14 protein-coding genes are annotated in these 14,423 nt (G+C 70.0%); 11 read left to right on the top strand and 3 right to left on the bottom strand.

Translation table 11 applies throughout. The annotated features are described in order from the left end of the window. The 3 genes from BM43_RS15855 to BM43_RS15845 all read right to left on the bottom strand — a co-directional run bounded on the left by BM43_RS15855 (window position 1) and on the right by BM43_RS15845 (window position 2,672). Complete coding sequence (locus BM43_RS15855) at window positions 1–651, bottom strand: amino acid ABC transporter permease (RefSeq protein ID WP_036054746.1); 651 nt, start codon at window positions 649–651, stop codon at window positions 1–3. A 19-nt stretch (window positions 652–670) separates the two neighbouring features. Further along, window positions 671–1,498 (bottom strand): transporter substrate-binding domain-containing protein, encoded by an 828-nt coding sequence (locus tag BM43_RS15850; protein ID WP_036054747.1) that lies wholly within the window; start codon window positions 1,496–1,498, stop codon window positions 671–673. A gap of 136 nt (window positions 1,499–1,634) precedes the next feature. Next, window positions 1,635–2,672: a LysR substrate-binding domain-containing protein gene (locus tag BM43_RS15845; protein WP_013689147.1), complete on the bottom strand. Its 1,038-nt coding sequence runs from the start codon at window positions 2,670–2,672 to the stop codon at window positions 1,635–1,637. A 70-nt stretch (window positions 2,673–2,742) separates the two neighbouring features. Between BM43_RS15845 and BM43_RS15840 the strand changes: the two genes are divergently transcribed. From BM43_RS15840 to BM43_RS15790, 11 genes are all read left to right on the top strand, one after another. Further along, on the top strand, window positions 2,743–3,537 hold the full coding sequence (locus BM43_RS15840; RefSeq protein ID WP_013689146.1) for a phytanoyl-CoA dioxygenase family protein: 795 nt from the start codon (window positions 2,743–2,745) through the stop codon (window positions 3,535–3,537). 171 nt (window positions 3,538–3,708) lie between these two features. After that, on the top strand, window positions 3,709–4,647 hold the full coding sequence (locus BM43_RS15835) for a LysR family transcriptional regulator (protein ID WP_013689145.1): 939 nt from the start codon (window positions 3,709–3,711) through the stop codon (window positions 4,645–4,647). Between the two features lie 98 nt (window positions 4,648–4,745). Further along, window positions 4,746–5,894, top strand: coding sequence for an aromatic ring-hydroxylating oxygenase subunit alpha (locus BM43_RS15830; protein WP_036033107.1), 1,149 nt, complete (start codon window positions 4,746–4,748; stop codon window positions 5,892–5,894). A 44-nt stretch (window positions 5,895–5,938) separates the two neighbouring features. Continuing rightward, the gene (locus tag BM43_RS15825; RefSeq protein WP_036054748.1) at window positions 5,939–7,177 is read left to right on the top strand and encodes an ABC transporter ATP-binding protein; all 1,239 of its coding nucleotides are present in this window, start codon (window positions 5,939–5,941) and stop codon (window positions 7,175–7,177) included. Further along, the gene (locus BM43_RS15820) at window positions 7,174–8,223 is read left to right on the top strand and encodes a polyamine ABC transporter substrate-binding protein (protein WP_036054749.1); all 1,050 of its coding nucleotides are present in this window, start codon (window positions 7,174–7,176) and stop codon (window positions 8,221–8,223) included. Before BM43_RS15825 ends, BM43_RS15820 begins: the two co-directional genes overlap by 4 nt. 79 nt (window positions 8,224–8,302) lie before the next feature. Then, on the top strand, window positions 8,303–9,574 hold the full coding sequence (locus tag BM43_RS15815; RefSeq protein ID WP_036054751.1) for an ABC transporter permease: 1,272 nt from the start codon (window positions 8,303–8,305) through the stop codon (window positions 9,572–9,574). Window positions 9,575–9,597: 23 nt separating this feature from the next. Beyond that, window positions 9,598–10,425, top strand: a complete 828-nt coding sequence (locus tag BM43_RS15810; RefSeq protein WP_036033113.1) for an ABC transporter permease — start codon at window positions 9,598–9,600, stop codon at window positions 10,423–10,425. A 449-nt stretch (window positions 10,426–10,874) separates the two neighbouring features. Next, the gene (locus tag BM43_RS15805; RefSeq protein ID WP_036033114.1) at window positions 10,875–11,318 is read left to right on the top strand and encodes a MarR family transcriptional regulator; all 444 of its coding nucleotides are present in this window, start codon (window positions 10,875–10,877) and stop codon (window positions 11,316–11,318) included. 127 nt (window positions 11,319–11,445) lie between these two features. Beyond that, window positions 11,446–12,009 (top strand): isochorismatase family protein, encoded by a 564-nt coding sequence (locus BM43_RS15800; protein ID WP_013689138.1) that lies wholly within the window; start codon window positions 11,446–11,448, stop codon window positions 12,007–12,009. An 85-nt stretch (window positions 12,010–12,094) separates the two neighbouring features. Further along, window positions 12,095–13,480, top strand: a complete 1,386-nt coding sequence (locus tag BM43_RS15795; RefSeq protein WP_036057000.1) for a DHA2 family efflux MFS transporter permease subunit — start codon at window positions 12,095–12,097, stop codon at window positions 13,478–13,480. Window positions 13,481–13,513: 33 nt separating this feature from the next. After that, complete coding sequence (locus BM43_RS15790) at window positions 13,514–14,206, top strand: alpha/beta fold hydrolase (RefSeq protein WP_036054752.1); 693 nt, start codon at window positions 13,514–13,516, stop codon at window positions 14,204–14,206. Window positions 14,207–14,423 lie beyond the last annotated feature (217 nt).

Here is a 14,423-nt window from a genome sequence, read left to right as displayed (position 1 = left end):
TCAACCGGCGCGCAGGCGCCGCTCGGCGCCATGCGCGACCAGCGCGAGCGCGCCGCACAGGATGAAGTAGATCAGGCCGGCCGCCGCGTACGCTTCCAGCGGCTGATAGGTGCTCGCGGCGAGGTTCTGCGCGGTGCGCGTGATCTCGGCGACGCCGACCACCGAGATCAGCGAGGAGGCCTTGATCAGCAACACCATCTCGTTGGCGAGCGACGGCAGCGTGAGACGCAGCACCTGGGGCACCTGGATGCGCCAGAGCCGATCGGCGGCCGACAGCCCGAGCATGCGGGCGGCCTCGATCTGGCCAGGCGGCAGGTTCTCGAAGCCGCCGCGCAGGATCTCGGCCACGTACGCGGCCGAGCACAGCGACACCGCGCTGACGGCCGCCACGACCGGCGACACGTTGATGCCGACGAACGGCAGCAGGTAGAACACCAGCAGCAGTTGCACCAGCAAGGGCACACCGCGGAAGAACCGCACGTAGAGCGTGCCCGCCACGCGCGGCGCGGCCCACGGCGCGCGCCGCGCGCAGCACACGGCGAGCCCGATGAAGAAGCCGAGCACGAGGCCCGCCGCCGACACGGCGAGCGTCATCGACGCGGCGTGGGTGAGCAGCGGCAGCCCCGCAAGGAAGGCGCTCAGGCTGAACATGGCCGGCTGCCCGTCACGCTCAGAAATTCGGCGTCGGCATCGCCGGCGGCAAGTCCACCGCCACGCCGAACCACTTCTTCTGCAGCGTCGCGAGCGTGCCGCTCTGGTTCAGCTTGACCAGCGCCGCATTGAAGGCGGCGTTCAGCGACGCGCTGTCGGCATCCTTGCGCATGCAGTAGGCGAAGTAGACCTTCGCGCCGAACGCCGGCTGCACCAGCGCGAACATCGCCGGGCGCTGCTTGGCCACGTAGGCGACGTTGGTCAGCGAGTTGGCGACCGCGGCCAGCCGCCCGGCGGCGAGATCCGCGTAGGCCTGGTTGTTGTCGACGTATTCGCGCACGGTCGGCGGTTTCGGCAGCGTCGCCACATAGGCCTTCAACTGGTCGAGCTGCGCGCTGCCCTTGCCCGCGCCCACCACCTTGCCGGCGATGTCGGCGGGCTGCTTCAGGCTCGCGTCGCCGGCGCGCTTGAGCAGCGCGTCGGTGCCGTCGGCGATCGGCAGCGTGAACGCGTAGCGGCCCATGCGCGCCTTCGTTACGGTCAACGGCCCGGCCACCATGTCGAACTTGCCGGCGTCGAGGCCCGGCAACACGCTTTCCCAGGGCAGGTCGACGAAGCGCACCTTCACGGCCAGCAGCTTGCCGACCTCGGCGAACAGGTCCTTGTTGAAGCCGGCCTGCTGGCCGTTCTCGAGGAAGTCGAACGGCGCGAACTGCATCTCCGTGCCGACCACCAGCTCGCCGTGCTGCTTCACGCGCGCCAGCAGATCGTCCGCGTGCGCGGCGGCCGCGCCGACGCTCAGCGCCAGCGCGAGCAACATCGACTTCCAATGACTGAAACGAAACATGGACGCTCTCCGGATGAATGGGCGAAAGCCGTGCCGCGCCGCGCCGAAGCGCGGCCGCGTGCCGGCCGCGAAACCAATCTATTCGGCCAATATCCCGAGAAAAATATGGTTTTCCGATGCAGGCGCAAGTTTTTGGCTATGCAGCGCGCGGGCCGGCCACGGCCTCGCCCACCCCCTCGCCATCACCGGCGTCGCCGTCCTCGGCCAGCGCCGCCACGCAGTGGTCCACGAAGGCGCGCGTAAGCGGCGTCGGCTGCGCGCCGGCCAGCGTCGCGGCCACGATCGTGGTGGTCGCGAGCCGGCCGGCCAGCGGCCGGGCCACCACACGCATGCCGTCGTAGGTCAGGTCCGCGGCCGGGCGAGTGACGAGCAGCGCGAAGCCCGCGCCGTGCCCGACCAGGCCGCGCACCATCTCGATCGAGGGCGAGGCGAACGCCACCGACGGCGTGAGCCCGGCCGCCTCGAACAGGCCGAGGAAATAGCGGCGACTCGGCTCCACGTCGAGCAGGATCATCGGCGCGGCGCTCAGCTGCGCGAGCGTCAGCGTGGGACACGCGGCGAGCGGGTGCCCGGCCGCGAGCAACACGTGAGGCTGCGCGCTCGCACGCAGCGGCGTGCGGTCGAGATCGTCGCCGAGCGCCTGGTCGTAGACGATCGCGAGGTCGTATCGGCCCCGGCGCAATCCGTCGACGAGTTCGGGCTGTTCGCCGTCGCCGATCCGGAACCGCACGCCGGGATGGCGCGCGCGAAATCCGGTGATCAGGCGCGGCAGCAGCCATGGCGCCATCGGCTCGTAGCACCCGACGCTGATCTCGCCGCCCGCCAGTTCGTGGCCGGCCAGCGCGCTCTGCTCGAACGCATGCACGCGGCGCAGCAGCGCCACCGCGTCGCGATGGAAGCGCTCGCCGGCCGGCGTCAGCGTGATGCCCTGCGCGTGGTGGCGGATGCAGAGTTGCACGCCGAAGTGCTCCTCGAGCCCGCGAATCGCGCTGGCGATCGACGGCTGCGCGATGAACAGCCGCCGCGACGCCTGCGCGGCGCCGCCGTGCGCCACCGCCGCCACGAAGTAGCGGAGCTGGCGCAGCGTGAACTTCGCGCCGGCCGCCACCCACGGGCCGGCCGACGCATCGATCGGCAAGCCATGATTTTCGTCGTCATCGTCGATAAATTTCATCGTCGGTCCTCCCGAATGTTCCGTGCCACGATCCTCTCACCGATCACCTTTCTTCCGCGGAGCGAATCCGATGCTGACCGATGACACCCGCCAGGCCTTCGCGCGCGACGGCGCCGTGGTGGTGCGTGGCGCCTTTGCCGACTGGATCGACACCTTGCGCGACGGCGTGGCGCAAAACGAACGCGAACCCGGCCCCTACTTCCGCAACTATTCGCCGGGCCGCGAGCAGGGCCGCTTCTTCGGCGACTACGCCAACTGGCAGCGCATCGCGCCGTTCCGCCGCTTCGTCGAGCAAGGCCCGGCGGCGGCCGTGGCGCGCACGCTGATGGGCTCGCGCCGCGCGCGGATCTTCCACGAGCACGTGCTCGTCAAGGAAGCCGGCGCGGAGCGCGTCACGCCGTGGCACCACGACGAACCCTATTACTGCGTGAGCGCCGCGCAGTCGGTCAGCCTGTGGATTCCGCTGGACCCGGTGCCGCGCGACACCTGCGTGGAATTCGTCGCCGGCTCGCATCGCTGGGGCAAGCTGTTCCGGCCGCGCAAGTTCAGCGGCGTCGACTACGACCACGATTCGGCGCAGCTCGAACCGATGCCCGACATTGACGGCAACCGCGCGGCCTACACCATCCTCGGCTGGGATCTCGAGCCGGGCGACGCGATCGCCTTCGATTTCCACACCGTGCATGGCGCCCCCGGCAATGCCTCGTCGCAGCGCTCGCGACGCGTGGTGTCATGGCGCTGGCTCGGCGACGAGGCAGTCTACGTCGAGCGCGGCGGCGAAACCTCGCCGCCGTATCCGGAGCTGGCGGCCACGCTCCGGCACGGCGATCCGCTGCCGGAACCGCTGTTTCCATTCGTCGGCTGAATTCGACCTCCCGAACTACCGGCCGCCGCCCCCCGAAAAATGTACGTCGCGCGCGGCCCGGCGAAAAACACATTTCAAATATGCACCGCATGGTTTTTGGCTATGCAGAATGACGCTGTCGCCGCTCGGTCGGCGCGCCCTCCTCCCGCTTTCCCGACCGGAGCCGGCGTCATGGAAACCATCCCGCTGCGATATTCGCTGCGCCAGTTGCGCTATTTCGTCGTCACGGCGGAAACGCTGTCGTTTACGGCGGCCGCGCGGCAGCTGCATATCTCGCAGCCGTCGATCTCGACCTCGATCGCCGAACTCGAAGCCTCGTTCGGCGTGCAGCTGTTCATCCGCCATCACGCGAGCGGCCTGTCGCTGACGCCGGCCGGCCGCGACATGCTCGGCCAGGCGCGCAATCTCCTGAAGAACGCCGAGGAGTTGCAGGCGGCCGCGCGCGAGATCGACGGCGGCATGTCCGGCACGATTTCGCTCGGCTGCCTGGTGTCGCTCGCGCCGCCGCTGCTGCCGGCGATCATGAGCCGCTTCGTGGCCGGCCACGCCGGCGTCGGCTTTCGCACCTCGGAGGCGCACCAGGACGACCTGCTGACCGCGCTGGCCGACGGCACGCTCGACATCGCGCTGACCTACAGCCTCGACCTGACCGACGACGTCGCGTTCACGCCGCTCGTCTCGCTACCGCCCTACGCGATCCTGCCGCCGCAACACCGGCTCGCGCGCGGCAAGCAGGTGGCACTGGCCGACCTGCTCGACGAACCCTACGTGCAACTCGACCTGCCACACAGCCGCGAATACTTCGCCGCGCTGTTCGATCCGCTGGGCCGGCGCCCCGTGCCGACGTTCCGCTCCTCGCAGCCCGAGGTGGTGCGCGGGATGGTGGCGAACGGCCTGGGCTTCAGCATCCTGAACTTCCCGCTGCGCTCGACCAGCACCGTCGACGGCGCGACCTTCGTGATCCGGCCGTTCCGCGGCAGCGTGACGGCGACCACGCTCGGCATCGCCATGTCGCGCAGCATGAAGCCGCGCCAGCTCGTCACGCGCTTCGCGAAGTTCTGCGAACAGAGCATCCCGGAACTGCACGGCCAGGTACCCGCGACTGCATAGGAAAAAACTGGCCGTTACATCCGAAAAGAATATTTTGACTGGTAATTTGACTTGTTAGATTCGTGACCATTGCATAGCGCAGTTGCTTCGGAGGTCCGATGAGCCGTTCCCACCCCACTGCGTCCGGCATCGACGAAATCGTCCGGCAACTGCAGTCGAACTGCGCACGCGAGTTCGACGACGCGCGCGCGATGCCGCCCGCCGTCTACACCTCGCCGGCCTTCCTCGAGCGCGAGCAGCAGACGATCTTCCGCGACGAATGGCTCTGCGTGGGCCGCGCCGGCGCGCTCGCCAACCCGGGCGACTATCTGACGGCCGACCTCGGCGGCCAGCCGGTGGCGGTGCTGCGGGCCGAGGACGGCACGCTGCGCGCGTTCTCGAACGTCTGCCTGCACCGCATGTCGGTCCTGCTGGAAGGACGCGGCAACGTGCGCCGCATCGTCTGTCCCTATCACGCCTGGAACTATTCGCTGGACGGCCGGCTGCAAGGCGCCCCCATGATGGATCGGCAGGCCGGCTTCTGTAAGGATAGCTATGCATTGCCGGCGGTGCGCTGCGAGGTCTGGCAGGGCTGGATCTATCTGACGCTGAACCAGGCCGCGCCGCCGGTGGCCACCCGGCTGGCCGAGCTGGACGCGCTGATCGACCGCTACGGCATGGGCGACTACGTGGAGACCTTCCACGAGGAACACGTCTGGAACACCAACTGGAAACTGCTCGCCGAGAACTTCATGGAGAGCTACCACCTGCCGATGCTGCACCGGGCCACGGTCGGCCCGCACTCGAAGCTCGACGAGATGGAATGCCCGCCCGGCCTGCCCGCCTTCAACTATCACTGGATCACCAAGGAAGCGACGCTGCCGATCGGCAACGCGCATCCCGACAACCGTCGCCTGGAGGGCCACTGGCGCCGCACCACCGCGCTGCTCGCGATCTACCCGAACCACCTCGTCACGCTCACGCCCGGCTATTTCTGGTATCTCGTGCTGCAGCCGCTCGGCGTCGATCGCGTCGCGATCCGCTTCGGCGGCGGGCTCTCGCCCGAGTTCATCGACGACGCCGACGCGGCCGGCCACATGGCCACGCTCAAGGCGCTGCTCGACGAGGTCAACGCCGAGGACCGGCGCGGCGTGGAGGCGGTGTTCCGCGGCGTGCACGCGCCGCTCGCGGCGCCCGGCCACCTGAGCCACCTCGAGCGGCCCAACTACGACTTCGCGCGTTACCTCGCCGCGCGCGTGGGCGACTGAGCCCGCGCCCGTTCCCGATTCACCGTTCCCGCAAGCGCACCACGATGGCCAGCCCACCCTTCATTTCGTTCGTCGGCGTCAGCAAGTCCTACGACGGCCGGCACGCCGTGGTCGACGGCCTCGACCTCGAGATCGCGCGCGGCGAGTTCGTCTCGCTGCTCGGGCCGTCCGGCTCCGGCAAGACCACCACGCTGATGATGCTGGCCGGCTTCGAGACGCCGACCGACGGCACCATCCTGCTCGATGGCCGGCGCCTCGACGACAAGCTGCCCCACCAGCGCGACATCGGCATGGTGTTCCAGAACTACGCCCTGTTCCCGCACATGACGATCGCGCAGAACGTGGCGTTCCCGCTGTCGGTGCGCAAGGTTTCGCGTGCCGACCAGAAGCGGCGCGTCGCGCGCGCGCTCGAGATGGTCGAGCTCTCGCACCTGGCCGCGCGGCGTCCGGCCCAGCTCTCGGGCGGCCAGCAGCAGCGCGTGGCGCTGGCGCGCGCGCTGGTGTTCGAGCCGAGCGTGGTGCTGATGGACGAGCCGCTCGGCGCGCTCGACAAGCGGCTGCGCGAAACCATGCAGTACGAGATCATGCGGCTGCACCGCGAGCTGGCGCTGACCATCGTCTACGTCACGCACGACCAGAACGAGGCGCTGACCATGTCGAACCGCGTCGCCGTGTTCTCGGACGGACGCATCCAGCAGGCCGCCACGCCCACCGAACTCTACGAGAACGCGCAGAACGCGTTCGTGGCGAACTTCGTCGGCGAGAACAACGGCCTCGCCGGCCGCGTCGCGGCGATCGACGGCGAGCTGGCCACGCTCGCCGTCGGCACGGCGGGCGCGACCGTGGTCGGCCGGCTCGGCCCCGGGCTGCGCGTCGGCGACGCCGCCACGCTCGCGCTGCGCCCCGAGCGCGCCGGCGTGGCCGCGCCGAACGCGGGCAGCGCGCCGGCCGACTTCAACACGCTCGCGGCGAGCGTCCACGAACTCGTCTACTGCGGCGACCATCATCGCGTCCACCTGCGCCTGCCCGACGGGCAGCCGATGGTCGTCAAGGTCGCCAACACGCGGCTCGTCGAGCTGCCGCCGGTGGGCGCGACGGCCCACGTGATCTGGCGCCGCGACGACTGCAAGGTGCTGGCCGCCACCGCGCCGCGCGCCACCGACTCGAGCGCATCCGCTCAATCGGCCGCGGCCAGCTCGTCCGCCGCGCCCGCGCCGTCCGAACCCGGCGCCTCGCCCCTTTCCCCTTCCGCCCCGCCTCTCGCTTCCGGAGTCACCCGATGAAAACGTCCACCCCACGCATCGCCGCCGCGGCTGTCGCGGCCCTGGCCCTGTTGCCCGCGCTCTCGCACGCGGCCGACACGCTGTCCGTCATCACCTTCGGCGGCGCCTACGAGACGGCCGCCCGCCAGGCCTGGTTCGAGCCGTTCAGCGCGCAGACCGGCGCGAAGTTCGCGACCGAGTCCTACGACGGCGGCCTCGCCAAGCTGCAGGCGATGGAGCAGGCCAAGAATCCGACCTGGGATCTGGTCGACATGGAGACCAACGACGCGATCAACGCCTGCGACGAGGGCCTGCTCGAAAAGCTCGACCCCAAGGCGATCGGCAAGACCAGCGACTTCCTGCCCGGCGCGCTGCGCGACTGCTCGGTGGCGGCGATGGTCTGGTCGACCGTCTACGCCTACGACACCACCAAGCTGAAGACGCCGCCCACCACCATCGCCGACTTCTTCGACCTGAAGAAATTCCCCGGCAAGCGCGGCCTGCGCAAGTCGCCGAAGGTGACGCTCGAATGGGCGCTGATCGCCGACGGCGTCGCGCCCGCCGACGTCTACAAGACGCTCGCCACGCCGGCCGGGCTCGACCGCGCGTTCCGCAAGCTCGACACCATCAAGTCGAGCATCGTCTGGTGGGAGGCCGGCGCGCAGGCGCCGCAGCTGCTCGCCGACGGCGCGGTGACGATGGTGCAGGCCTACAACGGCCGCATCGACAGCGCCGTGCACCAGGACAAGAAGCCGTTCCGCATCGTCTGGGACGGCCAGCTCTACGACTACGAATGGTGGGCCGTGCCCAAGGGCGCAAAGCATGCCGACGCGGCCAAGCAGTTCATCGCGTTCGCCGCGCAGCCGAAGGCCTACGCGGACCTGACGAAGTACATCGCGTACGCGCCGCCACGCAAGGACTCGCTGCCGCTCGTCGCGAAGGAGCGCCTGGCCGATCTGCCGACCGCGCCGGCCAACTTCAAGCGGCCGCTGCAGATCAACGCGGGCTTCTGGGCCGACAACGGCGACGAGATCAGCAAGCGCTTCCAGGTCTGGCTGACCAAGTAAGCCGCGTGCCACGCCATCACGCGCGCCGGCGGCCTGGGCGGTCGATCCGCCCGGCAGCGGCGCGCAGGAGTTCCGCCTCATGACGATCCTTCCGCAACCGGCGCCAGCGGCGCAGGCCGCACCCAGGGCACACCGGCTCGCGGCCCAGGCGGCCAACTATCGGCGCGCGCGCCGCAAGGCCGCCATCCAGGCGCTGCTGCTCGCGCTGCCGCTGCTGGTGTTCCTGCTCGCCACCTTCATCGCGCCGATCGCGATCCTGCTCGCGCGCAGCGTGCGCAACCCGGAGGTGCCGGGCGCGATGCCCGAACTGGCACGCGTGCTGCGCCAGTGGGACGGCCGGGGCGTGCCCGACGAGGCCGCTTTCGCGGCGCTCGCCGCCGGCCTGCGCGCGTCCGCCGAGGCCGGCAGCCTCGGCGAGGCGGCGCGGCGCATGAACTTCTACCAGTCCGAATTCCGCAGCCTCCTGCTCAAGACGGCACGCACGGTGCGCGCCCACGACGACGGCGGCCCATGGCGGCCGCTGCTCGTGCAGGCCGACGCACGCTGGGACCAGCCCGATACCTGGCGGCTACTCAAGCGCGCCTCGTCGGCCTGGACGCCCGACTATCTGCTCAACGGCATCGACGCGCGGGTCACGCCGGATGGCCGGGTGGCCGCGGTGCCGCCCGACAGCGCGGTCTATCGCGCCGCGTTCGCGCGCACCGTGTCGATCAGCGCGACGGTCACGCTGCTGTGCCTCGTGCTCGCCTACCCGGTGGCATGGCTGCTCGCGAACCTGCCGCCCAAGCAGGGCAACCGGCTGATGCTGTTCGTGATCATCCCGTTCTGGACCTCGCTGCTGGTGCGCACCACCGCCTGGTACGTGCTGCTGCAGCCGGGCGGCGTGATCAACCGCCTGCTGCTGTCGCTGCACCTCGTCGACGCGCCGCTGCCGCTGATCTTCAACCGCGCCGGCGTGCTGATCGGCATGACGCACGTGCTGCTGCCGTACATGATCCTCGCGATCTATTCGGTGATGAAGGGCGTGCCGCCGATCTACCTGCGCGCGGCGCAGTCGCTCGGCGCGCATCCGGCGGTGGCGTTCGTGCGCGTGTACATGCCGCAGACACTGCCCGGCGTGGGAGCCGGCTGCTTCCTCGTGTTCGTGCTCGCGCTCGGCTACTACATCACGCCCGCGCTGCTCGGCGGCGCCGGCGACGAGATGATCAGCCAGCTGATCGCCGCGCAGACCAACGAACTGCTGAACTGGGGGCTGGCCGGCGCGCTGTCGGCCTATCTCGTGATCTTCACGGCCGTGTTCTATTTCATCTTCAACCGGCTGGTCGGCGTCGACCGGCTGCGCTTCGGCTGAGCGCGCCACCCGGGAGCCCCACCGTGCAACTGACGAACAGCATTCCGTCGATCCGGCTCGCCAAGCTCGGCCTGCGCGTGCATTGCACGCTCGTGCTGGCCTTCCTGGTCGCGCCGATCCTCGTCATCATTCCGCTCTCGTTCAACTCGGGATCGTACTTCTCGTATCCGATGGAGGGTTTCTCTCTGCGCTGGTACGCGCAGGCGTTCGGCAGCCCCGACTGGCAGCGCGCGTTCGCCAACAGCCTCGGCATCGGCGCGGTCTCCACGCTGATCGCCACCAGCCTCGGCACGCTCGCCGCGCTCGGCCTCGCGCGCGAGAACTTTCCGTACCGCTCGCTGATCATGCCGCTGCTGATCTCGCCGATGATCATCCCGATCGTGGTGGTGGCGGCCGGCTTCTACCTGATCTTCGCGCCGCTCGGGCTCGTCAATTCCTACCTGGGCGTGGTGCTCGCGCACGCGGCGCTCGGCACGCCGTTCGTGGTGATCACCGTGACGGCCTCGCTGCTGTCGTTCGACCAGAGCCTGCTGCGCGCCTCGGCCGGGCTCGGCGCGAGGCCGTGGACCACGTTCCGGCGCGTGACGCTGCCGCTCATCGCGCCGGCCGTGGCCACTGGCGGCGTGTTCGCGTTCGCCACCTCGTTCGACGAGGTGATCGTGATTCTTTTCATCGGCGGCCCCGACCAACGTACCGTGCCGCGCCAGATGTGGAGCGGCATCCGCGACCAGATCGATCCGTCGATCCTGGCCGTAGCCACCGTGCTGATCGCGTTCGCGATCGCGCTGTTCAGTTGCATGAATTGGCTGCACGGGCGCTCGCGTGCCGCCAGCGCGGCGGCCGCGGACTGAGCGACGGCGGCGGGGTGCGGACGCGGACGCGGTGAGTACCGCAGCGGTTCGCACCACCAGCGGCCGCGACACGCGCTGGTCGATCGACCACGCGAAGCCGAGCCCATGGACAAACAGCCCAAACAGCGAAGCGCGCCCGGTCAGCCGCTGCAGCCGCCCTATCCTCCGATTCGCCGACGCGCCGCGTAATGAGCCCTGCAGCGCCGGCATGAACAGGTGAACATCCAGTAGACAGGCACTGCGGCTAGGCAGCCAGCGCCGGCCAGCCAGCGGCTCGCCAACCTGGATATCCCGCCGTAGGCCTGCCCCCGACTCACACTGTTCCCAGCGCACCGTTCCCTCCTTCGTTTCCCCTTCCGTCACCTTCGATTTCCCATACAAAACCTTTCCCCATGAAATATTAGAAGTCCACCTTGCAAGTTTGCCTTCCTTTTTATACGATACCGCCCATGACGACCTCCGCCGAATCCGAACGCTCGCTCGAAGCCGCCGTCGCCGATCTCACGCTGGCGATCGGTCAGTTGGTGCGCCGCGTGCGTTCCGAAGTCGACCCGAGCGACTACAACCTGTCCCAGCTCAGCGTGCTCTCGCGCATCGAGCGGCATGGCGCGCTGACCACCGCCGATCTCGCGCGCGCCGAATCGATGAAGCCGCAGTCGATGGGCGCGCTGGTGGTCGGGCTCGAACAGGCGGGGCTGGTCGAACGCCAGCCGCATCCGAGCGACGGCCGCCAGTGGCTGATCGCGCTCACGCCCGCCGGCGCGGCCGTCTCGCAGCAGCGGCGCAGCGCCAAGCGCGCCTGGCTGCTGGAAGCGGTGCGCCAGCTGAGCGACGAGGAGCGCAGCGCGCTGCGCGCGGCCACTCCGCTACTGCGCCGGCTCGCCGAACGCTGACGCAGCCACACGCACGGCGCGCCAATCGCGCCACCTATCCCCCCGAGGCGCGGCGCATGCACGCCGCGTCGTTCCCCCGAGCCGCCGGCTCGCCCCGTCAACGGCCCCAGGCCGAAGGAGCTTCCCCATGACCGCCACCGTCCTCGATTCCAAGACCGCGCTGATCGTCGTCGACCTGCAGAAGGGCATCGTCGCGCTGCCCGTCGCGCACTCGCCGGCCGGCGTGGTCGAGCAATCGGTCAAGCTGATCGATGCGTTCCGCGCGCACCACCTGCCGGTGGTGCTGGTCAACGTCGCCGGCATGGCGCCGGGCCGCAACGAGCAGCCGCACAGCGGCGGCGCGCTGCCGGCCGACTGGGCCGAGCTGCTGCCCGAGCTGAAGCAGCAGCCCGACGACCTGCTGGTCACCAAGCGCAGCTGGTGCGCCTTCACCGGTACCGATCTCGACGCGCAACTGAAGCAGGCCGGCGTCACCCAGGTGGTGCTGTGCGGCATCGCCACCAGCATCGGCGTGGAATCGACCGCGCGCGTCGCGCATGCGCTCGGCTACAACGTCACGCTGGCCGTCGACGCGATGACCGACCTGAAGCCCGAGGCGCATGCCAACAGCCTCGAGCGCATCTTCCCGCGCCTCGGCGAAACCGCCACCGCGCAGGAAATCGTCGCCCTGCTCGACGCCCGTCGTGCCTGATCGCGCTTCCGGCGGCGGCTCCGCCGACACGGCAAGGCCGTCGCGCGCCGCCGCCTCGCCCGCGCGGCGCGAACCGCCCGAGCGCCTGGATCCCTCGGTCTGGCGCATCTGCGCGGTGGCGATGCTCGGCGGCCTGCTCGCGCAGCTCGACGCGACCATCGTCAACGTCTCGCTGTCGAGCCTGGCCGGTGTGATGCACACCAGCCTGTCGACCATCCAGTGGGTCACCAGCGCCTACCTGCTGGCGCTCACGCTGGCCCTGCCGCTGAGCGGCTGGCTGGTCGACCGGCTCGGCACGAAGCGCGTCTATCTCGGCTGCTTCGCGGCCTTCACGCTCACTTCCGCCTTGTGCGGCCTGGCCTGGTCGGCCGGCTCGCTGATCGCGTTCCGCGTGCTGCAGGGCGTGAGCGGCGGCCTGCTCGCGCCGATGGCGCAGATGACGATCGCGCGCGTGGCCGGCAAGCAGATGGCACGCGTGGTCGGCTACACGGCGGTGCCGGTGCTGTTCGCGCCGATCGTCGGGCCGGTGCTGGCCGGCGCGCTGCTCGACTACGCCTCGTGGCGCTGGCTGTTCCTGATGAACCTGCCGATCGGCCTGCTCGGCCTGGCGCTGGCGGTGCGCTTCCTGCCCATCGACGTGCGCGGCGCCGAACCGCGAAGGCTCGACTGGATCGGCTTCGCGCTGCTGTCGCCCTCGCTGGCCCTGCTGCTGTTCGGCTGCGAGCGCCTGGCGCGCCCTGAAGGCATCGCCTCGATCGCGGCCGGTGCCGTGATGCTGGCTGCTTTCCTCTGGCGCGCGCGGCGCATCGGTCAACGTGCCCTGATCGATCTCGCGCTGTTCCGCCGACGCGTGTTCGCCACCGCGTCCGTCACGCAATTCGTCTGGAACGGCGCGCTGTTCGTCGGCCAGATGCTGGTGCCGCTCTACCTGATCGACGGCGTCGGCCGCACGCCGGGCGAGATGGGCTGGCTGCTCGCGCCGACGGGGCTCGGCATGCTGGTCACCTATCCCGCGATGGGCGCGCTGACCTCGCGCTTCGGGCTGCGCCGCGTCTCGGCCAGCGGCGCGCTGCTCGCGCTGGCGGCCACGCTGCCGATGATCTGGATGCCGCTGCAAGGCTTCCAGCTCGGCCTGCTGCTGGTCACGCAGTTCCTGCGCGGAATGGGACAGAGCGCGATCGGCGTGCCGACCATCACGGCCGCCTATGCCGCCGTGCCGCGCGAATCGCTGCCGATGGCCACCACCGCGCTCAACATCGTGCAGCGGCTGGGCGGCCCGGTGCTGACCACGCTCTGCACCACGCTGGTCGCGTGGCGCCTGGCGGGTGTCTCGGCGCTATCGTCGGGCGCGCATGCGCCCGCCTATGCCTGGGGCTTCGCGATGCTGGCGGCGATGTACGCGTTGCTGTTCGTCGGGGCGATGAACCTGCCGGCGCGATCGGAAGACGCGGCGAAGCCGGCCGCGCGATAATCCTCCTTCCCCGAACCCGCCCCGGAGCCCCGCATGACCCCGATCGTCCTCATCCCCGGCCTGCTCTGCACGGCCGAGGTGTTCGCGCCGCAGATTCCCGCGCTCTGGCCATATGGCCCGGTGACGGTCGCCTCGACGCTGGAGGGCGACAGCATCGCCGCGATGGCCGCCGCGATCCTGGCGAGCGCCCCGCCGCGCTTCGCCCTGGCCGGCTTCTCGATGGGCGGCTATCTCGCGCACGAGATCCTGCGCCGCGCGCCCGAGCGCGTGACGCGCCTCGCGCTGCTCAGCACCTCGGCGCGCGCCGACCAGCCGATCCAGGTCGAGATGCGCCAGGCGCTGCTGGAAGCCGCCACGCATGGCGATTACGACACCGTGCTGGCCAACGCCACGCTCAACACCGCCCATGTCTCGCTACGCCGCGATCCGGTGTTCGCGGCCACCAAGCGGCGCATGGCGGCCGACATCGGACGCGCGGCCTTCGCGCGCCAGACCGCGGCCGTGATCGGCCGGCCCGACTCGCGACGCGAGCTGCCTTCGATCGCGGTGCCGAGCCTGGTGCTGGTGGGCGACAGCGATCCCGTCACGCCGCCCGAGTTCGCGCGCGAGATGGCCGAGGCGATTCCCGGTGCGAAGCTCGTGATCGTGCCCGAGTGCGGCCACACCTCGCCGCTCGAACGTCCCGAAGCGGTCAACGCGGCCTTGCGCGACTGGCTCGCCGCCTGACCCGCGATACCGGGACAAACGGCCCGCCGCTCGCGAAGATTTCTCGCCGACCTGCACAGATGGCGGAATTTCATACCGCAACAGGGCCACGGGTAATTTTCAGTAACACACTCGTGCCCGCGCGCCGATTCACGCCCGTGATGCGTGAATTTCCCGCTAATTCGCGCAATTCGCCAACTTCAGGCGGGACAGCGAATCGCGGGCCGCAACAATCGCC

It is taken from the genome of Burkholderia gladioli, from assembly GCF_000959725.1.
GTDB lineage: Bacteria > Pseudomonadota > Gammaproteobacteria > Burkholderiales > Burkholderiaceae > Burkholderia > Burkholderia gladioli.
The sequence above is the reverse complement of the archived record's forward strand: the minus strand, read 5'-3'. Positions and strand labels throughout refer to the sequence as shown.